At 30.0% G+C, this 25,251-nt stretch carries 19 protein-coding genes and 1 riboswitch; of the genes, 2 read left to right on the top strand and 17 right to left on the bottom strand.

From position 1 onward, the window contains the following. Window positions 1-93: 93 nt before the first annotated feature. The 9 genes from bsdtw1_RS04980 to bsdtw1_RS04940 form a co-directional block, all read right to left on the bottom strand. Window positions 94-279, bottom strand: coding sequence for a hypothetical protein (locus bsdtw1_RS04980; RefSeq protein ID WP_183276504.1), 186 nt, complete (start codon window positions 277-279; stop codon window positions 94-96). An 842-nt stretch (window positions 280-1,121) separates the two neighbouring features. Then, complete coding sequence (locus bsdtw1_RS04975) at window positions 1,122-2,417, bottom strand: murein hydrolase activator EnvC family protein (protein WP_183276503.1); 1,296 nt, start codon at window positions 2,415-2,417, stop codon at window positions 1,122-1,124. A gap of 241 nt (window positions 2,418-2,658) precedes the next feature. Then, entirely contained in the window at window positions 2,659-3,144 is a 486-nt protein-coding gene (locus bsdtw1_RS04970) for a hypothetical protein (RefSeq protein WP_183276502.1), read from the bottom strand. A 1-nt stretch (window position 3,145) separates the two neighbouring features. Further along, window positions 3,146-3,676 carry a restriction endonuclease gene (locus bsdtw1_RS04965; RefSeq protein ID WP_183276501.1) on the bottom strand — a complete coding sequence of 177 codons (531 nt, stop codon included), beginning with the start codon at window positions 3,674-3,676 and terminating at the stop codon, window positions 3,146-3,148. Between the two features lie 546 nt (window positions 3,677-4,222). After that, window positions 4,223-4,564, bottom strand: coding sequence for a hypothetical protein (locus bsdtw1_RS04960; RefSeq protein WP_183276500.1), 342 nt, complete (start codon window positions 4,562-4,564; stop codon window positions 4,223-4,225). 18 nt (window positions 4,565-4,582) lie between these two features. After that, entirely contained in the window at window positions 4,583-5,797 is a 1,215-nt protein-coding gene (locus bsdtw1_RS04955; RefSeq protein ID WP_183276499.1) for a GGDEF domain-containing protein, read from the bottom strand. A gap of 153 nt (window positions 5,798-5,950) precedes the next feature. Next, window positions 5,951-7,510, bottom strand: coding sequence for a MutS-related protein (locus bsdtw1_RS04950; RefSeq protein WP_183276498.1), 1,560 nt, complete (start codon window positions 7,508-7,510; stop codon window positions 5,951-5,953). A 468-nt stretch (window positions 7,511-7,978) separates the two neighbouring features. Continuing rightward, window positions 7,979-10,906, bottom strand: coding sequence for an insulinase family protein (locus bsdtw1_RS04945; protein ID WP_183276497.1), 2,928 nt, complete (start codon window positions 10,904-10,906; stop codon window positions 7,979-7,981). A gap of 342 nt (window positions 10,907-11,248) precedes the next feature. Beyond that, window positions 11,249-11,986 (bottom strand): alpha/beta family hydrolase, encoded by a 738-nt coding sequence (locus bsdtw1_RS04940; RefSeq protein WP_183276496.1) that lies wholly within the window; start codon window positions 11,984-11,986, stop codon window positions 11,249-11,251. 121 nt (window positions 11,987-12,107) lie between these two features. Between bsdtw1_RS04940 and bsdtw1_RS04935 the strand changes: the two genes are divergently transcribed. Next, window positions 12,108-12,356, top strand: a complete 249-nt coding sequence (locus bsdtw1_RS04935; RefSeq protein WP_183276495.1) for a CPF_0552 family protein — start codon at window positions 12,108-12,110, stop codon at window positions 12,354-12,356. Window positions 12,357-12,568: 212 nt separating this feature from the next. On the opposite strand, the gene bsdtw1_RS04930 is transcribed toward bsdtw1_RS04935, so the two are convergent. Next, window positions 12,569-13,966, bottom strand: coding sequence for an NCS2 family permease (locus tag bsdtw1_RS04930; RefSeq protein WP_183276494.1), 1,398 nt, complete (start codon window positions 13,964-13,966; stop codon window positions 12,569-12,571). A gap of 99 nt (window positions 13,967-14,065) precedes the next feature. Then, window positions 14,066-14,168: riboswitch (purine riboswitch) on the bottom strand. Between the two features lie 240 nt (window positions 14,169-14,408). Between bsdtw1_RS04930 and bsdtw1_RS04925 the strand changes: the two genes are divergently transcribed. After that, window positions 14,409-14,837: a GtrA family protein gene (locus bsdtw1_RS04925; RefSeq protein WP_183276493.1), complete on the top strand. Its 429-nt coding sequence runs from the start codon at window positions 14,409-14,411 to the stop codon at window positions 14,835-14,837. Window positions 14,838-15,007: 170 nt separating this feature from the next. Here bsdtw1_RS04925 and bsdtw1_RS04920 read toward each other — a convergent pair whose 3' ends face one another. The 7 genes from bsdtw1_RS04920 to bsdtw1_RS04890 form a co-directional block, all read right to left on the bottom strand. Then, a complete protein-coding gene (locus bsdtw1_RS04920; protein WP_183276492.1) occupies window positions 15,008-16,525 on the bottom strand; it encodes an alpha-amylase family glycosyl hydrolase in 1,518 nt (505 codons plus the stop codon). Between the two features lie 145 nt (window positions 16,526-16,670). Continuing rightward, a complete protein-coding gene (locus bsdtw1_RS04915; protein ID WP_183276491.1) occupies window positions 16,671-18,365 on the bottom strand; it encodes a glycoside hydrolase family 13 protein in 1,695 nt (564 codons plus the stop codon). A 343-nt stretch (window positions 18,366-18,708) separates the two neighbouring features. Next, window positions 18,709-20,379: a glycoside hydrolase family 13 protein gene (locus bsdtw1_RS04910; RefSeq protein ID WP_183276490.1), complete on the bottom strand. Its 1,671-nt coding sequence runs from the start codon at window positions 20,377-20,379 to the stop codon at window positions 18,709-18,711. Between the two features lie 224 nt (window positions 20,380-20,603). Beyond that, complete coding sequence (gene thiI, locus bsdtw1_RS04905; RefSeq protein WP_183276489.1) at window positions 20,604-21,758, bottom strand: tRNA uracil 4-sulfurtransferase ThiI; 1,155 nt, start codon at window positions 21,756-21,758, stop codon at window positions 20,604-20,606. After that, the gene (locus bsdtw1_RS04900) at window positions 21,755-22,900 is read right to left on the bottom strand and encodes a cysteine desulfurase family protein (protein ID WP_183276488.1); all 1,146 of its coding nucleotides are present in this window, start codon (window positions 22,898-22,900) and stop codon (window positions 21,755-21,757) included. Before bsdtw1_RS04900 ends, thiI begins: the two co-directional genes overlap by 4 nt. A gap of 342 nt (window positions 22,901-23,242) precedes the next feature. Beyond that, the gene (locus bsdtw1_RS04895) at window positions 23,243-23,944 is read right to left on the bottom strand and encodes a TVP38/TMEM64 family protein (protein WP_183276487.1); all 702 of its coding nucleotides are present in this window, start codon (window positions 23,942-23,944) and stop codon (window positions 23,243-23,245) included. 267 nt (window positions 23,945-24,211) lie between these two features. Then, window positions 24,212-24,889 (bottom strand): HDIG domain-containing metalloprotein, encoded by a 678-nt coding sequence (locus bsdtw1_RS04890; RefSeq protein WP_183276486.1) that lies wholly within the window; start codon window positions 24,887-24,889, stop codon window positions 24,212-24,214. Between the last annotated feature and the right edge of the window lie 362 nt (window positions 24,890-25,251).

Raw genomic sequence — 25,251 nt, 5'->3', positions numbered from 1 at the left:
TTTTATGTTAAACAGAGATGATAGTTAATATCATGGAATATATAATTAAAGGGAAGTCAACTGACTTCCCTTTAATTATATATGAACTGTGTATTATTTATTGCAACATCCTTTTGATGAACATCCTCCACAGCTATCACAACCACCATTATTTTGACAACAACCTAAACTAATACCTAGTCCCTTTGCTTCATCAGCAGTAAGTGTTGCTATATTTTCGCTGTAATCTTCATAGTCTGGAGTATCTTTAAGAAAAGACTTTTTTGCTATTTGAATCATATCTCTATGCACCTCAACTTATTTAACAAATATTTTGTTATAACACCTATATAAGCGAATCTCAAAACAAAGTAAATGACAATTCAACTTACATACTAAAGTTTATATAACCTTTTAAAAGAAGTCAACTGAATAGTATTTAATACGCACTTACTTTTACACATTCTACTACGATTCTTAATCAGTAAAAAAGTCGCTGAAGCGCCCTTCTTCAGTGAGCTTTTTTAACGCATCTGCCTTTCCGAATGTATATGAGGAAAATCTGGCAGGCGAATAAGTTTTATTTTTTACTGTTAACCCTAAATAGCTGTCCTAAATCCTTGATATTGCTAGGTTTAGCTAACAAAAAAATTTATATTTTCCTATACAGTAAAAAAGTCGCTGAAGCGACCTTCTTCAGTGAGCTTTTTTAACGCATCTGCCTTTCCGAATGTATATGAGGAAAATCTGGCAGGCGAATAAGTTTTATTTTTTACTGTCAACCCTAAATAGCTGTCCTAAATCCTTGATATTGCTAGGTTTAGCTAACAAAAAAATTTATATTTTCCTATACAGTAAAAAAGTCGCTGAAGCGACCTTCTTCAGCGAGCTTTTTTAACGCATCTGCCTTTCCGAATGTATATGAGGAAAATCTGGCAGGCGAATAAGTTTTATTTTTTACTGTTAACCCTAAACATCTGTTCTACCCCCTTTATATTGCAAAGTTTAGCTAACAAAAAAAATTTACACCTCCTATACAGTAAAAAAGTCGCTGATGAGAATTCCATAAAAGTTTTATATTTTTCTTACAGCAAAAAAGCCTCTAATACAAACATAAAGTTCATATCAGAAGCCTTCGTATTTTATTTTCCAAGATAACCAGCAGGGTTAACAGCTTGTCCATTAATCCTTATTTCAAAATGCAAGTGAGGTCCAGTACTATAAATACCTTCACTTCCTACTGAAGCAATAACTTGACCTTGGCTAACTTTTTGCCCTACTGAAACATTCACAGATCTCATATGTCCATACATTGTCTGTACCCCGTTACCATGATCAATTATAATCATATGACCATATACAAGATTATTTGTTTCAACTACCGCTACTGTTCCACTTTTCGAAGCTTTTACAGCAGACCCTAAGGACGCACCAATATCCATGCCAGTATGAAAACTTTCTGTATGTTTAATAGGATGAATTCTCCAACCAAATGGATCGGTAATAGGTCCACTAGCTGGCCATATAAAGTTTTGTCCTTTTGAAGCATCACTATTACTAGTATCGCTACCACTTTTATTATTAATTTCAGCGATTTTTCTATCTATCTCATCTTGAGCTTCTTTATTATCTTCTTCTAATTCACCAATTTTCTCAGCAAGCTGCTTTTCAGAATCACTTAAAGAATTGATGACACTATCTTTTTGGTTCTTTAAAGACATTAATTCATCATATTGTTGCTTGTTAGCATTTCTTTCTTGTAACAAAGCTTGTTGAGTATCTTTTAATTCATTCTGTTCTGCTAAAACTTGATTTTTTTGAGCATCCATATCAGCCTTTTTATCAGATAAATCTTTTTCTTTCTGAGCTAAATCCTTTTGGATGTCTTTTACTTCTTCTATTAATTCATTATCCTTCTGAATAATTGTAGTTATTGTTGTAATCTTTTCAATTAAGTCATTAAGGTCATTACTTCCCAATACTACTCCTAATAGTTGCTCTCCCATGCTTGTTTTATACGCGTTACGTAATCTTTTACCAAGTAACTCTTTCTTTTCAGCTTCTTCCTGCTTTTTTCCCTCAATACTCTTTTGAACATCCCCAATATCTTTTGAAACCTTATTTATATTTGATTGGATTGAGTTAATCTTACCTTGAAGAGTATCTATTTTCCCTTGATAAGTGTCAACTTTTGCTTGAGAAGCTTTTAAATCGCTAATTTTCTTATCTAACTGATCTTGAACAGTTTTTAGTTGGTCATTTTGCTGACTCTTAGCATTTTGCACTTGATCTTTTTGATCTTGTAAATCATTAATTTTGTCTTTATTTGAATCAATCTGGTTTTGTAATGAATCAGTAGTAGCTGCTATAGCTTGTACAGAATTAAAACCAGACGCAATAAAACAACACAGTATTAAAGATAAAACTTTCTTCTTCATCTTATCTCTCCTTACCCCCAAATATTATTCTAACTTTAATTATACTACATTTTTCTTTATAATTTCAGTTTTTTTTTATTATTCTCTGTTTGTTTACATTTTTTTTACGGATATTAAGGAAATTGCACCTATTTTGATAATAAATTATATGTATTTATACACTATTTCCATATTTCAAATTGCGCATGCTTTAAAGAAGTTTACTACTTTTAAAGCATGCACAACTTATGCTATGAGACTCTTAAGCAAAAAATCTATTATTCCTAATATATTCTTCATAACTAATATCAAATTCTCCAATTCCTATAAGTTCAATACCTAATTTATGAAAATCCTTTAAAGTTTCCTCATCTATATCCTGCCGAGAAGCATTACTTAAAGTTGCTAATTTATTTACTCTATTAATTCCTTTTAACCCTAAAAGTTTATATATATTTCTTTTACTTAATTCTTCAGCTTTTACACAACTGACATAAATTTTTTCGCCATCAATATTACAAACAATAGTACTGTCATCTAACTTACTAACGTAGTTATATTTCTTTCTTTTTAAAAAATCTATACACCACTCCATATACTCCTCTTTTGTTAACTTATTAAGTTCATCTCGCAAAGTATTAGTTTTAAAATTCGTTTTGATCTTAGCGCTGATCTTTAAAATATTTCTCCCTATATTAAACAATTGATAAACACAAAGTATCACTATTATACCTGTTATCGTAAACATCTTAAACTACCCCTTCAGCTAATATTTGTTTCTCTATATTTTCTCGTATTAGCTTGGTAAGCTCATTACCATCTATAATCTTCAAATCTATTCCAGATTTCTTGATACTTTTAATTGCATTAGAACACTTGGAATCAAAATCGCTAGTAGTTACTATAATACAATGATTTATCTTTTTAGCTCTTGCTTTACCTACAATAGAATATAAAGACTCAGATCCAATTATGCCCTCCTTATCTTGTAAGTAATACACAACGGTAGCTATATTATTCTTATAGCAGATAACTTCCTCCAAGTTTTCGGATATAGTTGAATTCTTGTATCCCCACTCTTCTAATACACTACATAAATGTTCAAGAATATACTCTGTCTCTGATGTTTTTAGATCATTTCTAGAAAATAGTCTATAGGATTGCCTTATAGATATATTTTTCTTAGAGATAAAAAATGTAACTACACTTAATATCTTATTTATAACAATACATAAAATAAAGAAACTAAACATAAATTTAAAGTTTGTTATTATTTGCATAACATATCACCTCATTTAATTTATTGACAATTTAATCGATACTGATTCATATCCTTTTAAGATATTGCTATTTCAAAACATTTACACAGAATTAATATGTAAATAACATTCTCTTAATATTCATAGCTTAATATATTAATAAAGAATGTCTCATTAAAGATTTACCACTTCTATCCGAAGTCTATTTTCAAAACTCTCCTGGGTTCTGATAGAAAAATTTGAAAATATAAATTTTAATACGAAGTGGTACATCTATAAAAGACAAAATCTTTACCAGCCAAAAACTTTATCTTTAGAAGTTATGAATGTCATAACTTCTTTTTATATTGTTCCAGCTTTAACTATTAAGTTTTGCACACCTAAAAGTAGTAGACTAATGATTTTATAACATGCATAACTTAAGTTTTCATAATTTAATCCTGTATTTCAGAAACCTTATAAATTTACATAGCAAAAAAACCTTAAAAGAAGAGTTCTATTAAGGTTTTTATAATATGAGATGATATTACAATTAATATCATTTAGTTCTTTTATGTACTTATACTATTACTCCATTATGTCGATAAGCCATTTCTTGCAGTTTAAACATTTATAGATCCTTATAACATATAAGTTAAGGAATCTTTCACCATATTGTTTTTTGTATTCTTCAATTTCTTCTTGAAATATAAAGTTTTCATCTTCATCTGTATATCCAACTATGTCACCATAAAGGTTACTCTTAGTCTTATTACAGCAATCGTTTAAATCCACACATTCAATCTCGTCAAGCTTTATCTTACTAGCTCTTTCTTTAATTATAGGTATAATGTCGTCATATTCATTAATATCATCCAAGAAGTCTTCTTTAAAAAACTTTTCATTCTCTATTACAAATAACGGGTTCATCAAAATCACACATCCTTATCATAGGTAAATACTTTCAATTCTATTTCGTCCTTTTTTCTTAGCTTCATAAAGTTTATTATCACATATATTGATAAAAAAATCTAGATTAAAGTCATCAGTAGGAACCACAGTTGCCACCCCTGCACTTATAGTAACGAATTTATCTTTTCCAAGAGCTTCATTTGGAATTCTTTCTTCCTCTATCCTCTTTCTTATTTCTTCACATATGGCAACTGCATCGTCAAAATTTCTGTTTGGAAGTATAACAAAAAATTCTTCTCCACCATATCTTCCAACAACCCCTAAATTCTTTTCTACAACTTCATTTATACTAGTTGCTATCTTAACTAAACAACTATCACCTTTAACATGTCCATAAAAATCATTATATTGTTTAAAGAAGTCAATATCTGCAATCATTATAGATAAGCTACTTGAAAACTTCTTCAAACTATTCCAATACATATATGTCATTCTATCAAGCTTTCTCTTGTTTGCGATATTTGTCAAGAAATCTTTGTCACTCATATCCTTGAGCTTTTTATTTGCAAAATGTAAAGAATTATTCATTTTCATAAGACTTAAATTTTTATTTTTTATACTGATATCCTGTTTATGTCTTTCTATCATATTATCATAATTTCTAATAGCGATTATTATAGAAACAACTAAAGTCAAAGTTAAATTAATAAAGAAAATAGTGTTATTCGCATAACCATGTATCCTAATAAAATCTCCAATAAATAATATATGTATAAGACCATATGTAAGTATAACCTGTCTTTTAGATAAGTAAAATGTAGCCGCACTAGAAAATAATATCTGGTTATATGGTATTGAATTTGTAACACTTTGTTCTGCTGAGCTCTCCATATACGCTATCGTCCAGATTATTACTACTAATATCATAGCAATCTGCATATAAGAAAAATGTTTTTCTATAAATTTCTTTTTCTTTTTTATCAAGTTCAGCATTAATAGCAACACTATTGAGATACAAAATAATCCCAAATAATAGAACCTATAGTTTGAAATATTATATTGATCCCATTGAAAATCATAGATACTACCATAAATAAATGAAGCTATAGTAATAATTAAGGCAATGAAAGCTATTGTTCTTAATGCAAAATAACTTCTTTTATAATTCAATCTATTCCTTAACTGAATCAACTCTTCATCATAATTCGTATCATTTGCTGAAAATAAAGCTTCTTTAATCCTTTCCAACATTAAGTCCTCCAAAAAGTTACTGAATTGAACATTTGTTATAAGAACTACTCTCTATAAATTTATGTTTACGGGAAAATCATTGATGAGACTTTCATTTGCATTTTCTGCGCTCCGCCTTTGGAGTAAGTAAAAACCCTTTCTCAAGGGCTTTTACTAATTATCTATTATATTGTTTAAAGAACCGTCAATTATTTCTTTAGGATATCCTAAGAATTTCAAAAGTTTTATTGCATTTCTTGTTGGTGAAACTCCCTGTTTTATCTTATAGTCAAAGGTCAATCCCTCATCATCATTAATCTCTTCACTAAAATAATAGCACTTATATTTTTGCCCCACTAGCTTTGCAATTTCATGATCATGGGTAGCAGCTATTACCAAAGTATTATAGTTCATAATATATTTAAGAATTTCTCCTGATGCCGATATTCTCTCAACAGGGTTTGTCCCTCTGAATATTTCATCTATAAGACATAACATTGGTTTTCCATCTTTCGCACTGTTTATAAGCCTTAGCATAGCTTCTGCCTCACCTAAATAAAAACTCTTACCACTAGTTACATCATCTGATGGACTTATAGATGACATAAGCTTCATATATGTTCCCTCATAACTTTCACTTAAACATGTATAAAAGGTTTGAGCCAATAAAACATTTATACCAACCATTCTTAAAAAAGTTGACTTACCTGACATATTTGTTCCTGTAAGAATGATACCATTCCTTGATAACGTTATTGAGTTATCGATTGGATTTTCAACTAGAGGATGTATCCCCTTATTTATATCAAGATAAGCCTCTCCATTCACAAAAGTAGGTTTTGAAAAACTGCTAATACACTCCCTATAGGCCGCGAATCCTATTAAGCTATCAACTTCACCTACTAATTTATATATTTCAATTAATTCCTCTTTATTTTGATTAATTTTATCTGCCATTTTCAGATAGACTCTCTCTTGCATCAAGAAAAAGATATATGCAAAATCTAATAAAGCGTCGTTACCTTCCATTCTTCCAAATGAAATAGAATTCTTCGCAATATATTCTATTTTTTTGTAAAGTTCACCTAGTCTTGTTGAGTAACATTTAAATTCTTCATATTGGTTTTTGCTGAGATTTTTAGCAGTTTTAATCACTGAGCCTAAATACATAATACCATCTACATTCATTCTGTTTCTTTCCTTAGAATGAATATATGTATTTATAAAATATACAGGTAATAGCCAAGCTAAAAATGGTACTCCCTTAAAGACAGCACCGATGGCAATTATAATTGGTATAATTAAACCTAATAGGTTATAAAGCCACATTTTTGATTTATCTTCTGTAAGACCTTCTTTTAACATCTTTATAATATAATTATTTTTCTTTCTTCCAAGTTTGAAGAGCTGAAGTTGGATTTTCTCTCTTGCTTCATTGTTGTTTCTAAAAAATTCAATCAATTTGTCTCTGTCTTTTAGAACATTCACATCATCTATTGGTTCCCTCAACATATGATAAAACACTTCTTCACCGGGTGAAGAAATAGTTCTATCTATACCGCTATAAACCTTGTCCATATCCAGATCATTCCAAGTCTGATCATCGATATAAAACCGAGAATCCTTCTTCATAATATCATGATATTGCCTTATGATTTTAAATTCGCGACTTCTTTCATCACCTTTAGGCCATATGTATCTTAAGTACTGAATATAGTTTCTTTTTCCAAACATCTAATCAACTCCTAAAATCGTGATTAAGTTTATATATTATTCAAAAATACTTAAAAACTATTATAAATGCAAAAATAAGGTTGCTCTTAAAGCTACATTAACTATTCTATTACTATTACTGTAAAATATCAACATATAGCATAAATTATGCCTAATTCTATAATCTCCTACACAGCAAAAAACGGAATGTACGTTTCACTACGCCATTCCGTTTCATAATATTACTTTTAAACTCAATTTAAGAATATTGTTGAAATTAATTGGTTATACAGGAGACGCTCTATGAGCGAGCTATTAGAATTAAATGATTTTTTCAGATGGAATGGCGTTAATAAACTGTACTGTTCGAACGTAGTGAGTTTACAGTTTTAGCCATGGAATATGAAAAAATCATATTAATTCTTTGCGTAAGCTCATTAAAGCGTCGGATGATTAACCAATTAATTTCAGCACAACGCTAAATGCAGTCTATTTTATTACTTTTTCTAAAGTGTTAAATAATTCTTTATTTTCTTTTATCTTATTTTCATTACCTACAACACAAATCAAATCTTCATTCATTACACTTTCTACTAATGGCGCAAAGCTTCTTATAGTTTTATCATCAGTTTGAAGCACTTCATCTCTTTCTCTTTGTATATCTTCAGATGTGATATTACTGAAATAATTTGCAGTGGCAACCTCTGCTTTTGATGCTGTTGTCATCGGATAATCTAATTTTCGCACAGTTCCTATAATATACTTTGTCATTTCTCTTTCATTACTTCTAAAGTTATTTAGGTAATCCTTCATCTCATCGTAGACTTTTATTGTTTCCCTAATATTAGGGTCCCTATAAGAAACGATGTATGCTCCTCCATCTCTCCTAAAGTTTGCAAATACACCATAAGCTCCACCTTTGACTCTTACGTTATTCCATAAATAATCAAAACCAGATATAGTCTCTAATACATTTAAAGAACCATGATAGCTAAAGCCTTTCTTAATGAAGTTTCCACCTTTTGCAACATACTGTACATTTCCTTGAGTTAAAAGACCTTCATTGGTTACAATCTCACCAAAATCAAATCTATCATTAAAAATGTCTGCTTCTCCTAAGTATGATAAAATCTTAGGTGCAACTTTCTCTAATACATTGTAATCTTCTTCTTCTGAGGAATAGCTTATTACTAGATTATTTTTATTAAATATAGCCTCAGAACTTTCTTTTAATTTTGAAATAATATCACTCTTTTTGCTATCAAAATCTTCTTCAAGCTTACATAAAAACTGATAATAAGTAAGTCCTAAGGTTATTTCATCATATTTCCCTTTTTCTGTGCAGTAAGCTAATATCTTTCTTAAAGCCAATCTATGCCCATTATCTATTAGTCTACCTTCTATTCTAGATCTCATCTCTTTAATCAATTGAAGAAGTCTGTCTTCCTTATCAAAAATCGTATTTTGTATTATTTCTCCTAATAAATCCACTCCATTTTCTAACTTACTTAGTAATGTTTTAAGATTTATAAGTAAATACGGAGTATATTCTCCTTCTTTTCCATTTAGTGAGTAACTTACTGGGCTGTAAGCAATACCACCTGTATTTATATTAATTTTATTTGATAAGGTTCCATAATTGTAATTTTTAGTATCCAGTTTTCCTAATATATCTGCTAAAAATCTAACATAAACCACATCTTCACTGCTTAGGGCCTTACAGTTAAAATATAAATTTAGGTATGCTATTTTATTTGTAAACAACTTGTGATATAGAACTTTAACACCCCCTAAAGTTCTCTCTTCAAGCGGTAATACTTCAGCCTTTCTATCTATATCATCAATTGAAAGCATTGGGATTGAAGCTAATGCTTCTTCAGTGTCTGCAGTATTTTGTCTTTCTTTAAGAGTCTTACATTTATCAATTAAAGTTTTTATCTCAGCTTCGCTTAAAGTTTTCTTTACGCTGTCTAACTTATCTCTTAAAGCCTTTTGCTTTTCTTCATTAAGACCTTTTTTAGGTCTAAGTATAATAAATGAACTATGATTATTGTCTAATATATATTTTTTTATTAGATCTTCAAAATAGTTAGTTTTCAAAGCAGTCTTTATGCTTTCAAAGTATTTATCATATTCTAAGTGAACAAAAGGATCTCCTTCATATAACCAGCTATCCATAATTCGAGTATAGTGTATAAGTCCTTTTGGATATCCATCATACTCTCCTTCTCTTAATTCAAACTCTATTCTATTAATTGATGCTTCTATTGTTTCTTTGTCTATGCCCTTATCTACAAGTTCCTTCAAGGTTGAATATACAACGTCCTTAAATCTATCTTTATCTTTCTCATTGCAGTTTTTAGCAACTATGGTTAGTACAGGTTGTTTTGTAGAACCACTATACTCTCCAGATACAGCTTTACCTATTCCATTATCTAATAAAGCTTTTTTAAGTGGAGCTGCAGGTGTTTTTAGAAGCATATGAGTAAGTATCTCAAAAGCTAATGCCAACTCACCTTCATCAGCTTTTCCTATTACAAAGTTTAGATTCAAGTAAGTTTTATCATCTAGAGTATCCTCTTCTGAAATTCCATATTCAAAAGAATGTTCTTTTAAACTTTCAAAAGACTTTTGAGTTGGTATATTAGATTTAACTTCAATTTTATCAAAATCTTTTAAGTAGTTTTCATCTAAGAATTTTAATTCCTTATCTAATTGTCCATCTCCGTATAACAATATATAGCTGTTGGATGGGTGATAATATTTTTTATGATAATTAACGAACTTTTCATAAGTTAAATCCGGGATAACATCCGGATCTCCTCCTGATGCTTCTTTATAAGGAGTATCAGGTAAAACCGTCTTAGTAACCATTCTATACATCAAGGATTCTGGAGACGAATACGCCCCTTTCATTTCATTGTAAACTACACCATTGTAAGTCAATTCATCCTTTGGATCTTCGATATTATAGTGCCAGCCTTCTTGCATAAATATCTCAGGATGTTTGTATATATTAGGATATAAAACTGCATCCATATATACATCCATCAAATTAAAATAATCTTTTTCATTTCTTGAAGCTACTGGATATATGGTCTTATCAGGGTACGTCATGGCATTCAAAAAGGTATTTAAAGAACCCTTTAAAAGCTCTACAAAAGGTTCTTTTGTATTAAACTTTCTTGAACCACATAAAACTGAATGCTCCAATATATGAGTAAGCCCTGTACTGTCCTCTGGAGGTGTTCTAAATCCGATAGAAAAAACCTTATTATCATCATTATTATCTATTTTAATTAATCTTGCTCCGCTTTTCTCATGCTCAAATACATATGCTTTTGAACTTATCTCTTTTATTTCTCTTTCTTCTATAAGTTTAAAACCATGTTGTACTTCATTTAATCTTAAAGTCATTTAAACTTCTCCTTTCAAAATTCTACTTTATTCCATAGTAATTAATCCCATAAATAAATACAAGTTTTTAGTTCATATTTTTATATTATTAATTAATATAAATTTGGCTAGTTCAATATTCTTATACTAAATCCCATACTTTATACTTCAAAATTCCTTTCTTGTAATATGTTTTACTACTTTTATTCTTTTCATGTTTATTTTTTTTATTTTTATAACATTTTACGATACCATCTTTATATAGTTAAAGGATGGCAAAACCAAAATTTTGTCATCCTCATTTTTAACAATTTTTTTACAATTTTAAATTTGCATTAATATAAAGTCTTTGCAACTAATTTTTTATTTAATATCTTTTAACATATTAACAGTAGCTTCAGCAGCTATAGCTTGTTGCTGATTGTTATCTATTATAGCTTCTCCATCTCCTTTTTGATGTCCATAACTTCCAAAGCCACCGTGATTACCGCCATCTATTTCCTTGAACACAGTAGTATCAGGAAGATCATCCTTTGAAGCCTTAATCTTATCTAAGTCAGCCACTTTGTCTTCCGATCCCCAAAGACTTATGACTTTAATATGACTTTCTTTCAAGCTCTTATCACTTAATGGATATGATCCGTAAAATGCCAGTGCTTTTATCTTGTCTTGGTTACTGTAAGCAAAACTTTCTGCCATTACTCCTCCTAAAGAATGTCCACCAATGGCCCAAGTATTTATATCTTTGTTATCTTTAATTATCTGATTTGCTGCATTACTGTTAAAAACAGCTAATTTAAACGGCATTTTTGCGATATACACATTGAAACCTTTATCTGCAATCTTTTGCATAAATTTTATATAAGCTTTTTCATCAACCTTTCCACCTGGATAAAATATAAATCCCACATCACTTTTTTCTCTTGGTAGCAATTCTATATATTTGTCTTTATCTATTATCGTAATAGTAGGTTGTTTGCTTGCCATAACCTCTACACTTTCATCAGCCTTATAGTAAGTATTTAAATAAATCACAGCTGAAGTAAGTATTAGAACTAAAATTATTGTTAATACTATTAATATATTTTTCTTTTTTTTCATACTTGCTCCTTAAAATTTAGTATTGATATATTTCATTATATTAGTATTATAAAATTATATAAACAACAAAATTTCATTTTCTTATTTCCTAAGTTAAATATAAATCTCAGGAGGATTTTTTATGTATACAATAATGGCAATTAAGCTGTCTCCTCGTACTAAGATAGCTCCAACAGTGCAAGAAATATTAACCAAATACGGGTGCATAATCAAGGTTAGGTTAGGTCTACATGAAGCTTCTACAGATGACTGCTCTACTACTGGATTAATACTTCTTGAATTGCTGAGTGCTGAGAAAGAACAAATAGTAAAACTTTCAGAAGAATTAAATTCATTGGAATATGTTACTGCAAAGCTTTTAGAATTATAATCTATAACATTAACGAACAAAAAAACTCACTGAACCTTACGATATGCTCACTTTATTGTAGACAGTTAAAATAATAAAACTGTTTATATAAAGGGAGCATATCACTTTTCAGTGAGTTTTTTGCGTACAATGTTCACATATTTATCGAAAATATAATTTACTAAAGGATAGAAAGCTTTTTAGCCCATTTTATGTGAATTGAAATTCACGTCTTAACCTGGTAATAAAACAAATCTTACTATAAATAAAACTGCAAATACATATAGAATTGGATGAACTTCTTTATGTCTTCCGTTTAAGACTTTCATCAATGGATAGAATATCAATCCTACCGCTATTCCATTTGCTATGCTGTATGTAAATGGCATCATTGCAATTGTAAAAAATACTGGAACAGCTTCTGTAAAATCACTGAAATCAATATCCTTTACTGCACTAAGCATTAAAACTCCAACTATTATAAGTGCTGGTGATGTTGCACTTGATGGTATTATACCAACAACTCCACTAAAAAACATTGAAACTATGAAAAGTACTCCTGGAACAATATTGGCAAGTCCAGTTCTAGCACCTTCAGATATACCAGATGCAGATTCAACAACTGTTGAAATTGTCGTAGTTCCAAGTAGTCCTCCTATAGTTGTTGCAATAGCATCACTTTCAAGAGCTTTTCTAAGATTTTTCACATTTCCTTCTTTATCAACCATTCCTGCTCTACCAGCAGTACCAACCAAAGTACCTATAGAATCGAATAAATCTACTAAACTTAAAGTTATTACTACCATTGCTACACTTAAGAAAGCTCCAATTACACCTGATCCATTATGAGATAATAAACCTTTAAAATCTAATGCAAAGAATGTAGCTCCTATAGTAGGCATCGAGAAAATCTTTGTACTAGTATCAATAGTTGTAACCCCCATAGGTATACCTATTAAAGTTGTAACCACTATTCCTATTAATATTGCCCCTTTAACTTTTCTAGCCATAAGTACAGCAATTATTAAAACTCCTATAATGGTTAATATAGTAGCTTTATTTGTAAAATCACCAAAAGCCATTAAAGTTGCTGGATTAGCTACTATAACCCCACCACTCTTAAGTCCTATTAATGATATAAATAATCCTATTCCTGCTGTTATTGCAAGTTTTATGTTTTCAGGAAGTGCCATTACTATCTTCTCTCTTATAGAAGTTACAGTAATAAGAACAAATACTAATCCTGATATAAACACAGCTGCAAGACCTTGCTGCCAAGTATAACCTAAGTTTAAGCAAACATTAAAAGAAAAAAAAGATACAAGTCCAAGACCTGGTGCTAATATAAATGGCAGGTTAGCTCGAAATGCCATTATAAGAGTTCCTATTGCTGCTGCTAAACATGTAGACGCAAAAGCTGAGGCTACAATTGGATCATTTGAAATTAGAAGTTTAGCTGCTGCATCGCCTTTTAAGCCTGCTAAGTTCATTCCGCTCATTTTTAAGATATTTGGAATAACCAAAAGCGCATAAGCAACAGTAATAAAAGATGTTAATCCCCCAAGAAGTTCTGTTTTGACATCTGTGTCATTCTCTTTTAATTTAAACAGCTTCTCTAATAAATTGTTCATATTAAGTTTTCTCCCTTCAAAATAAAAAATCGCTTTCGCGAAATAAAAAAGTCGCCGAAGCGAAAAAATACCGTTATTAGAGTAAATCAAATAACGGCATGTACCTTTTGATTTACCCATAGTGAGAAATTTTTACGGATTTCTCGTAGAAACATCTGAACCTTATTATCAGAAATATATGGATAAAATTATTTTTATATATTTTTTGTACAGATGTTATAATATCATCACTCCAAAATATTTTCAACAAAAAAATCATGTTTTCGACAATATATATTAGTTGAATTAAAGCTAAAAAACAGGTATATTAATATAGGTAATAAATATACTGTTCCAACTTTAATTATTAATTTATACAGATTCGCAACTTATTAAGTACACGATTTCAGAAAAAGTATAAATTAATTTTTCGTAGAGGGACCTCATACTAGGAGTGTGCATTATGGAAGAAAATTCTAAACTAAAAGCTATAATACAATTTATAACTTATTCATTGGTTGGTTCAAGTAATGTAATAATTGATCTTATCGTTTTAAATATACTATGGACAGTTACTGGACTAACAGTTGGCAGAATAAACTTTTTATTTAAGCTGATTTCATTTTGCATATATTCAACTAGTGGATATTTATTAAACAAGAAGTTTACATTTAAAACTGAATCTAAATCCTCTTCTTATTTTGGATATGTAAGCCTTCTAGGGATATTATCGTTCTTAGATGCTGTAATAATAGCTAACCTTACAAGACATAATATTTTTCATATACACAGATTTTTTTGGGCCAACATATCAGCTTTCTTAGCTGCTATGCTTACAGGAATTTTAGGTTTTATAATAAATAAGTTCGTTATTTTTAATAAAGAAGATTAAAGGTGAACATTAACATTAATGTTCACCTTCATTTATATATATATATTTTTTTTATTGATAAACTACTTCATATTTACATCGAAATATTCATTTCGGGCTAAATGACTGAAGTAGTTCATCTGCTCATCGGAGTTGTTCTCAAGTTCTACTATAAAAAATTCCGACTTTAATTACTTCTTCAATATTAGAATTTCTCCTGCTTTGATATTTATATTTCCATCACTCTTAATTTTTTTATTATCCTTATTATCTAGTAAAACTTCGTATTTTCCTTTTTCTAAAGGAATCTTGCAGTCAGCAGAAGTACTATTTACTATTACAAATATATTATCTTTTTCATATGTTCTCTTCATATCTAATATTCCACTGTCATTTGTTTCAACCTTATCAACATCTCCGAGTCTAAGGGCTTTATAATTATTTCTTAATTCTAAAAGCTTTTTATAAAAATTATATATTGAATCTTTATCAGCTTTTTGTACATTAAGAGCTACCTTATCAGCATCATTTGTACTTTCCATCCACTTTGTATTTTTACTAGTATCTTTGTTGTCCCAAATAAATGGTTCCCTTATATTTTCATCTGGTTTTGATCCAGTCATTCCAACTTCTTCTCCATAATATATATAAGGTGTTCCAGGCAATGTAAGATATATAGCTGCTGCCATTTTCATCTTCTCAGTATCTCCAAGATTGTCCATAACTCTATTCTGATCATGATTACTTAAAAAAGGTGCTGGAACAAAGTTCTTATTTTTTTCTTTTAGTGTATCATAGTTATCCTTAATCTCAGTAGGTAAATCTTCTATACTTTGACCACTAACACCTTTGGTTATTGAATCAGCAAGTGGAAAATCGAAGACACTATCTAAAGATTCCTGATAAGGTGCCATAGCAAAAAGATTATCCCAAACCTCTCCAGTTAATACAAAGTTTTTATTTATACTCTTACAATAGTCATTGTATTCTTTCCACCACTGCAGATTTTTATCTTGGTCATCATATATCCATTTTGCCGCATCTAATCTAAAACCATCAACCCCTAAGTCTTCATAGTATTTAGCTATATTTTTCATCTCTTGTCTTACTTCTTTGTTATCATAATTTAGGTCAGGCATACCTTCCCAGAATATAGAATAGTAATAATCATTAAGTGTAGTATTTTTAGTCCATGGTTTTGTTCCCATTTTTGAGATTTCATTTTCTACATTAGTATCTGTACTCCATATATAATAATCCCTATACTTACTATTCTTATCAGCTTTTGCTTCCTTAAACCACTTATTTTCAGTGGATGTATGATTAATAACCATATCCATTAATATCTTTATATCCCTTTTATGGGCTTCAGCTAAAAGGTTCTTTAGATCTTCCATTGTTCCATACTGTGGATTTATTTTGTAGTAATCAGTTACATCATACCCATGATATGAAGGCGAGTCATTTATAGGCATCAACCATATCCCGTTCACACCTAAATCTTTAAGGTAGTCCAATTTTTCCGTTACTCCTTTGAGATCACCAATACCATCTCCATTACTGTCATTAAAAGATCTTACAAAAATCTCATAGAAAGCTCTTCCATCATAATTCTCTTGATCTTTCTGTGCAACCGTTTGCTTTGTGCATCCAAAAAATAAAGAGATTGTTAAAATAAGCATTATGAAACTACTTAATTTTTTTCTCATAACATTTCCCCCTAATATTATTTTATTCTTATTGAAAATGAAGCTAAGAATCTTATCAATCTTTACATGCCTTAGAGCTCAATCTAACCATAATTCACCATACTTAAGCTTTAGTCCTTGCTGATAAAGATTGATCAATTCCCAATTATGTCTCAGATATATAAACTCTTGCTTCATAGGGTCTTAGGTTTATTATACTTTCGTTTTTTATTTGTGAATTATCTTCATCGCTTTCATAGTTGCAAACTTCAAGCTTAAAATTACTCAAAAGGATCTCATCAGAAAGCTTGAGCTGTGCGTCTTTTCCAAAGAAATTACATATAACTAGAATTTTTTTATTTCCTAATATTCTTAGATATGAATAAATTGAAGTATTTTCTTTATCTACTTCTTTAAAAGTTCCATACACTAAGGCTAATTCTTTATTTCTTAAAGCAATAAGCTTTTTATAAAAATTCAGTATAGAATCATAGTCTTTTTCTTGCTTCTCAACATTTATAGCTTGATAATTTGAGTTAACATTAATCCAAGGAGTTGAATCGGTAAATCCTGCATTCTTCTTATCATTCCATTGCATCGGAGTTCTTGAGTTATCTCTTGAAGTAAGATTTAATCCTTTAATATAATTTTCATGACTTACCATACCTGATAAAACAAATTCATCATAACGGGTAAATATAGATGCATCTCTATAGTCCTCTAACTTAAAATTTTCTGCATTAGTCATACCAATTTCATCACCATAATATATAAATGGTGTTCCCTTATGAGTTAATTGCAAGGCTGCTAACATCTTTGCAGACAACTTATGATATTTTTTATCATCTCCTAATCTTGATACAGTTCTTGTAGTATCATGATTTGAGTAAAATATTGGACACCAGCCTTCTTTTTCATCTCTAGTAGCCCAACCAGTCATTTTTTCTTTTACATCTTTTATAAGATCAATACCAATTCTCTCCCATGGATTGTCGCCTTTACCTACACTATGTAAATCAAAATGAAAAGTAAAATCTAACTCCTTGTTATCAACTCCAGTATACACATGAGCATTCTCGTAGTTGATTCCACCAGTCTCTCCAATAACCACATGACTGTCAGTAAATACATCTCTTTTTAACTCTTTAAGATAATCATGAACTTCAGGAAGGTTCTGCACATAAGGTATGAAGTCACCATAAAGCGCTCCTTCTTTGATTTCTCCATCTGGAAAATTCATATCCTTCGCTAAATGATTTATGGCATCCATTCTGAAACCATCTACACCTTTTTCAACCCAATATCGAAGCATACTCTTCATATCTTGCCTTAGCTTTTTGTTTGTCCAATTTAAATCTGGCTGCTTCTTAGAAAATATATGAAGATAATACTCCTCTGTATTTTCATCTAATTCCCATGCACTTCCTCCAAAGAATGACCCCCAATTATTAGGTGGATTGTTTCCTTTTCCTTTGCTCCAAATATAGTAATCTCTGTATTTATTTTCTTTTGATTTTTTCGCTTCTATAAACCAAGGGTGTTCATCAGAACTATGATTTATTACCATATCCATTATAAGCCTCATATTTCTTTGATGTATGCCTTTTAGAAGTTCATCAAAAACATCTAAATCACCAAACTCCACCATTATATCTTCAAAGTCACTGATATCATATCCATTATCTTCATTCGGAGATTTGTTAATTGGATTTAAATATATCATATCAACTCCTAGAGATTTAATATAATCTAACTTTTCAATTATCCCCCTTAAATCACCTATACCGTCTCCATTGGAATCTTTAAAACTTCTTACATAAATCTGATATGCTACGCCTTCTTTCCACCACTTTCTTTCCAAGATAACCCCTCCTAAATTTAAATCTATTAACATAAAAGAATATCTGAAATTATAAATTTACAATTACGATAGTTTTTTACGCATATGTCTTTCCAAATGTACACTAGGAAACTTATATGCGAATAAGTTTTATTTTTTACTGTATATAGATGAACCACTTCATAGTAGAATTTATATTTTTAAATTCTCTCACTAAAACCCGTGAGAGTTTTAAAAATAGATTTCGGATTGAAGTGGTTCATCTTTAGGCACAGAAAACGTACAACACCATTGAAACATATAGGTTTAAATAGCTTGAGAATTTTATAACTTCCTATACAGTAAAAAAGCATGTTACTTAATCCTATATTTTATATACTATAGCCTCATAAGGTCTAAGTTTAATATGATCATCTTGTGGTACATTATCATAATTTGAAATCAGAACATTTCTTGTTGATCCTCTTAATTCTTCCGGAACTAGGAACTCTACTTCCTCTTCAAAAAAGTTAAGTACTACTAAAAGCTTTTTATCTTCTAATTGCCTTGTATAACAGTAAATACTTTCACTTTCCTTATAATATTCTTTGAAAGTTCCATATACTATGACATCATTTTCTTTTCTTAATTGAATTAATCTCTTGTAATAATAAAAAATTGAATTATTATCTTTTAAAGCTTCTTCAACATTTATTTCTGTATAGTTAGGATTTACTTTAAGCCATGGAGTTCCATTAGAAAATCCACCATTTAAACTGTTGCTCCACTGTATAGGAGTTCTGGCATTATCTCTTCCCATCCTATATACACCAGCCATAAAGTCTTCGTCTTTCATAAGACCGCCTTCAACCAGTTCCTTATAGGCATTCAAAATTTCTAAATCCTTGTATTCATTAACTGACGCATATTTAACATTGGTCATTCCTATTTCTTCACCTTGATATATATAAGGAGTTCCATGCATTGTATGAAGCATTGTAGCAAGCATCTTTGCTGATTCCACTCTATATTCCTTATCATTTCCAAATCTTGATACCAGTCTAGGCTGATCATGGTTATTTAGGTACAGTGAGTTCCATCCATCATCACTTAATTCTTCCTGCCATTTACTCATTATTGCTTTAAATTCACCAAGAGTCCATGGCTTTTCTTCCCACTTAGTTCTACCTTTTCCTATATCCATAAGCTCGAACTGGAATATCATATTAAGCTCATTTCTATCCCTACCAACATAGTCCTTTGCAAGCTCAGGTGAAACTCCTGGACATTCCCCTACAGTCATAACGTCATATTTACTTAGAACTTCTTTATGCATTTCTTGCATAAACTCATGAATTCTTGGCCCATTCATAGAATATGGAGCAAAGTTTCCATATAAATCGCCTTCACCCTTAGGTCCATCTGGAAGACCAGGCACCTTTGAGATAAAGTTAATTACATCCATTCTAAATCCATCTACTCCCATCTCAAACCAATACTTCATCATGTCATATACTTCTTTTCTAACCTCTGGATTTTCCCAGTTCAAATCAGGCTGCTTCTTTGAGAATAGATGAAGATAATACTCTTCTGTTATTTCATCATATTGCCAAGCACTACCGCTAAAGCATGACCCCCAGTTATTAGGAGGCTGTCCATTCTTACCTTTTCTCCATATATAATAATCTCTATATTTAGAGTCCTTAGAACTCCTACTTTCGGCAAACCATTTATGCTCGTCCGAAGAATGATTTACCACAAGATCCATTACAAGTTTTATGTCTCTCTCATGAAGCCCTTTAAGTAATTCTTTAAAGTCCTCCATAGTACCAAACTCGTCCATTATATCTCTATAGTCACTGATATCATACCCCATATCATCATTCGGAGACTTATATACAGGATTAAGCCACATTATATTAATACCTAGTTCTTTAAGGTAATCTAATTTTTCTATAACACCTCTTAAATCACCTATTCCATCTCCATTAGAGTCCTTAAAGCTTCTTGGATAAAGTTGATAAACAACTCCTTCTTTCCACCATTTTCGTTCCATCTATATATCACCTCTATTTAAATTTAAAAGTTGTGCATACGGTTTCACAACTATTTTATCACATTCCAAATCTTTTAAAAAGGTCATTTTATAATTAATGTAAAAGTTATCAAAAATCTTTGAATATATATACATCTACTCAATATCATATGCTTAAGAATATCATTAACATTCGAAAAAAGGAGATAAGATGTAAATATAATACATCTTATCTCCTACTTATGTTAGAAAGTGTAAGTTTCAATATTTTCTATAGCTTTATCAACAAGTTCATCTATAGCTAGAACGCTTTCTGACTTTCTTGTAACATCAACTCTTGGTTTTGTCTTAGGATGTTTTGGAACAAATATTGTACAACAATCTTCATATGGTAATATTGAAGTTTCAAAAGTACCTATTTTATTTGCTATTTCTATTATATCTTCCTTATCCATTGCAACTAATGGTCTAAATACTGGTCTATCCGCAACATCGTTACTAACCATTAAACCTTCCATAGTTTGTGATGCAACTTGACCTATACTTTCTCCACTTGAAACTGATTGTACTCCTTTGATTTCTGCAAGTTTACATGCAACTCTCATCATAAATCTTCTCATTATGATGGTAAGCTCATCTTCTCTGCACTTCTCCATAATAGCCATTTGTATATCAGTAAAAGGAACTACATATAATCTAACCTTTTCAGTATATTGAGCTAATATTTTTGCGAGGTCTTTAACCTTATCCTTTGCTCTCTCGGATGTGTATGGATGTGAATGATAGTATACACAACTAAGTTCTACACCTCTTCTTGCCATAAGATATCCAGCAACAGGAGAGTCAATTCCTCCAGAAAGCATAAGCATAGTACTTCCATTCATTCCATATGGTAGTCCACCAGCACCCTTTATCTTATCATTATTAGTATAAACATATGCATTATTTTCTCTTATTTCAATCTTTAAAGTGCATTGTGGTTTATGTATATCAACCGAAACAGTCTCAAGCTTGCTAAGTACGTATCCACCTACACCTCTAGAAGTTTCCATAGAGTTAAATGGGAATCTTTTGTCTGCTCTATTTGTTTCTACTTTAAAAGTTTCTGATCCACTTTCCTTAACTTTTTCAAGCGCTAAGGCTTTTATGGCATCCATATCTCTTTCAACCTGAGTTACCACACAAATTTCCATAACTCCAAATACACTTTTTGATCTTTTACAAGCTTCTTCAAGATCTTCACACTTTATGAACCATCTACCTTGATCTTCAACTATTTCAAAATCTAGTCCAACTAATTTCTTCTTTATATTTTCTTTAAGTCTTCTTTCAAACTTACCTCTGTTTAAACCCTTAAGAAATATCTCAGGGGCATATTTTACAAGAATTAATTTTTTCATATCTTTACTCTCCTTAAAAAAGTTAGTGAATTTCTTAGAACTTCTATTACATAATCAACTTCTTCAATCGTATTAAAGCTAGAGAAGCTAAACCTGATTGCTCCAGTTATCTCTTTTTCAGTTAATCCTATTGCATTTAATACGTGGCTTCCTTTAGTAGATATATGTCTAGAGGAGCAAGCTGATCCTGTCGAAACATATATATCTTTCTCTTCAAGCAGATGAAGAAGAACTTCTGCTCTTACTCCTATAAACGAAACATTTAAAACATATGGTGAGATTTTATTATCTAAAGGACTATTTATCTTTATATCCTTTATATTTTGTAATTTATCTATAAAATATCTCTTTAATTCTGTAACCTTATTAAAATTACTTTCTATATTTTTTGAAATTTCTTCAGCAGCCTTTACCATTCCCAAAGCTGATGGTAAATTTTCTGTTCCAGATCTAAAGCCTTTTTCTTGTCCACCACCACTTATAAGAGGTGCAAGAGAAAGTCCCTTTCTTATATAGCAAAACCCAATTCCTTTAGGTCCATGAATCTTATGTGCACTTACTGAAAGCATATCAATTTTATATTTTTTTACATCTATCTTAAACTTTCCGAAACTCTGCACTGCATCAACGTGAAACTTAGCTCTTTGACTTCTTTCTTTAATAAGATTACCTATTCTTTCAAGATCTTGTATTGTTCCAATTTCATTATTTACATGCATTATAGATACTAAAACAGTATCCTTGCAAATGCTTTCTTCTAACTGTTCTATATCAATTTGACCTACACTGTTTACATCTAAATATGTAACCTTTACTCCGTGTTCCTCTAGTTCCTTACAAGTACTCAAAACACTTGGATGTTCAAAATTTGATATTATAATATGATTTCCAGGCTTAGTTATACCTTTTATTATCATATTATTGCTTTCACTTCCTCCAGAAGTAAAATACACTTCTTCTTTTGTACAGTTAATTAAGCTCGCTAACTTCTCTCTGCAGCTTAAAAGTTCTCTGTCACATTTTATACCCATTTTATGTAATGATGAAGGATTACCGTAGAACTCCCTCATTCCATTTATTACTGCTTCAATAACTTCTTCAGTAGGTTTGGTGGTTGCACTGTTGTCAAAATACACCTCCATTTTATCACCCTCTCAGTATCATAATTTTCACAATTCTATATTAAACTACAGCCACTATAAAGTTAAAAGCCTTTATACTATTATCTGTAAATCAATCATTGTACAATTTACCAAATATGTGAAATTATAAATATTTTTATTTACAATCATCAAATATAATATTTTACATTATTATCTCACTTTTTTCAACTGTAAATTAACTTGATATACTTGATTTCACCGCTATACTTTAACAGCACTTGATTTTTAAGTAGCTTCTTTCAAAAAAAATCAGTGATATACTTAAAAATATATCACTGTTCTACTCTAAACACCCAAATTTACTTATATTTATTTCTTAAACTAACCTACTTTTTCTAATCTCTTAAATAACTTATCTTTAAAAACTAACCCAATTACAATTAACATTATAAACAAAGTTGTTCCAGTATAAAATACTAGTTTATTTCCAATTGCTATATTTGCTCCGTAATAACTTGAAAGAATTAGCATCGGTAATCTTCCTAAAGTTGAATATATCAAAAAATCTATTAATGTAATTCTTGATAGACCACATAAAAATATAGAGCTATCCTTCGGTATTCCTGGCATTATATATATTAGAAAAACCACAAGATTTAATCTTTCAGAATTCATAAGCCTTTCAAAAGGCTTTATTGCTACATCTGGCACTACCTTTTCTACAAATCTAGTTCCATACTTTTTAGTAAGATTAAATAATATAATTGATCCTAAGTTTATTCCTACTATCGATAATATTGTAGCTTCTATTGTTCCAAACACGTATCCCCCAGCAGTTTGAAACACTTCTCCTGGAATAAAGAATATTACTACTTGAAGAAATTGAAGAAGAGTATAAACTATTGGAGCTAGTGGTCCAAAGGAAAGTAAATATCTTTTAAACTTCTCATTATTCTTTAGTATTTCAATCATGTTGTGTATATCTCTTTTAAATATAATAAACAATAAAAATAAAACTAATATAGAAAGTATTAGAAGAATTATTCCTTTGTTCTTCTTACATGAGCTTATTAGTTTATTCATAAACTCCTCCTCTTAGATATTCTACCTTGTCTGTCTTATTAATAAATCACAAAATTATAACCAAATCAATGTTCTTTAACTACAAAAGCACATATCTTCATATATACATCTTACTATGATTTAATAAAAAGTAAATTAAAATCATCTTAATTTTATCTTAATTATGTCTGTTTGATTTTTACAAAATAAAAAATTTCCTTTACAGCAAAAAATGATTTATCCTATTAATCTAGAATAAACCATTTTATTGACATTACTTTATTGTAATTAAGCATGCTGAATCTCTTTATTCAATATTTCTTCTTTGATATGAGCATAGTTTTCACCTGTTGTAGACGCTATTGTGTCCACAAATTTCTCAAGTTTTTCAGTTATTTCATATATTTCGTTAGGTTTCATCTCACCCCTGGCTAATCTATCACATAATGATAAAAGCGTAATTTCATGCACTGAACAATCTTCTACCATACTTGATATTTCTGCAAAAGGAAGTCTTTTATTTACATAAAGATTTTGCATATGCCATCTTACAAGACCAATTACAGAGTCATTGAAAACCTCATCCTCTGAAAAATCTCTTAAGAAACGTCTAACCATCTCAGCCCCAACTGAATCATGATTATAAGCTGTCCATCTTCCATTTCTTTTTACAGTTGTTTTTATTTTCCCAACATCGTGAAGTAGTGCTGCCCACATAAAACTTCTTTTATCTTCACTGATTTCTCTTCTTGAGGCAGCCTGATCTACTACCATCATAGTATGATTCCACACATTTCCTTCAGGATGAAATTTCTTCTCCTGCTCAATATTTTCTAATCCACCTATTATATCAAAAGGTCTTTTATGTAAAACTCCATCTTTTTTAAGCTTGTTTAAATATTCTGATGGTCTATCATCAGATAACAAATGTGCTTCTATATCATTAAATATTTCTAAATTAGACAAATATACCACCTCCGTTTCTCTTTAATTATTATTACCCTATTTTTATATAAAGATTCAGCTAATGATCTTGTATAAATATCTATCCTAAAATATTTCACTTCTTTCTTTATAAAAACTGTTAATTTACAATATGTACAATCATGATTAAGCTTTAAAAATTTCTAGTATTATACTGTGTTGGTCAAAGTATCTACTTTCACCAGTAAAATTCAGAATATTATTTATACTTACATTTAATATAGTAATACCAATAACTATAGTTTTACAATGAATTTATGAAAAATATTTTTTTGTTTAAATGTCTTGATAAAAAATTAATACATGCTAAAATACATTTGTCGGTATTCTCACGAAACCGAACT

The organism is Clostridium fungisolvens (assembly GCF_014193895.1).
In the GTDB taxonomy this organism is placed as follows: Bacteria; Bacillota; Clostridia; order Clostridiales; family Clostridiaceae; genus Clostridium_AR; species Clostridium_AR fungisolvens.
This window is presented reverse-complemented; position numbering and strand designations above follow the sequence as displayed.

What these genes read in the sequence shown, in the direction of transcription:
- bsdtw1_RS04975 (WP_183276503.1), bottom strand. Translation starts at nt 2,417, where the DNA reads ATGAAGAAGAAAGTTTTATCTTTAATACTGTGTTGTTTTATTGCGTCT.
- bsdtw1_RS04895 (WP_183276487.1), bottom strand. Translation starts at nt 23,944, where the DNA reads ATGAATAAACTAATAAGCTCATGTAAGAAGAACAAAGGAATAATTCTT.
- bsdtw1_RS04945 (WP_183276497.1), bottom strand. Translation starts at nt 10,906, where the DNA reads ATGACTTTAAGATTAAATGAAGTACAACATGGTTTTAAACTTATAGAA.
- thiI (WP_183276489.1), bottom strand. Translation starts at nt 21,758, where the DNA reads ATGAAAAAATTAATTCTTGTAAAATATGCCCCTGAGATATTTCTTAAG.
- bsdtw1_RS04900 (WP_183276488.1), bottom strand. Translation starts at nt 22,900, where the DNA reads ATGGAGGTGTATTTTGACAACAGTGCAACCACCAAACCTACTGAAGAA.
- bsdtw1_RS04960 (WP_183276500.1), bottom strand. Translation starts at nt 4,564, where the DNA reads ATGAACCCGTTATTTGTAATAGAGAATGAAAAGTTTTTTAAAGAAGAC.
- bsdtw1_RS04965 (WP_183276501.1), bottom strand. Translation starts at nt 3,676, where the DNA reads ATGCAAATAATAACAAACTTTAAATTTATGTTTAGTTTCTTTATTTTA.
- bsdtw1_RS04950 (WP_183276498.1), bottom strand. Translation starts at nt 7,510, where the DNA reads ATGTTTGGAAAAAGAAACTATATTCAGTACTTAAGATACATATGGCCT.
- bsdtw1_RS04910 (WP_183276490.1), bottom strand. Translation starts at nt 20,379, where the DNA reads ATGGAACGAAAATGGTGGAAAGAAGGAGTTGTTTATCAACTTTATCCA.
- bsdtw1_RS04940 (WP_183276496.1), bottom strand. Translation starts at nt 11,986, where the DNA reads ATGAAAAAAAAGAAAAATATATTAATAGTATTAACAATAATTTTAGTT.
- bsdtw1_RS04930 (WP_183276494.1), bottom strand. Translation starts at nt 13,966, where the DNA reads ATGAACAATTTATTAGAGAAGCTGTTTAAATTAAAAGAGAATGACACA.
- bsdtw1_RS04935 (WP_183276495.1), top strand. Translation starts at nt 12,108, where the DNA reads ATGTATACAATAATGGCAATTAAGCTGTCTCCTCGTACTAAGATAGCT.
- bsdtw1_RS04925 (WP_183276493.1), top strand. Translation starts at nt 14,409, where the DNA reads ATGGAAGAAAATTCTAAACTAAAAGCTATAATACAATTTATAACTTAT.
- bsdtw1_RS04920 (WP_183276492.1), bottom strand. Translation starts at nt 16,525, where the DNA reads ATGAGAAAAAAATTAAGTAGTTTCATAATGCTTATTTTAACAATCTCT.
- bsdtw1_RS04955 (WP_183276499.1), bottom strand. Translation starts at nt 5,797, where the DNA reads ATGTTGGAAAGGATTAAAGAAGCTTTATTTTCAGCAAATGATACGAAT.
- bsdtw1_RS04980 (WP_183276504.1), bottom strand. Translation starts at nt 279, where the DNA reads ATGATTCAAATAGCAAAAAAGTCTTTTCTTAAAGATACTCCAGACTAT.
- bsdtw1_RS04970 (WP_183276502.1), bottom strand. Translation starts at nt 3,144, where the DNA reads ATGTTTACGATAACAGGTATAATAGTGATACTTTGTGTTTATCAATTG.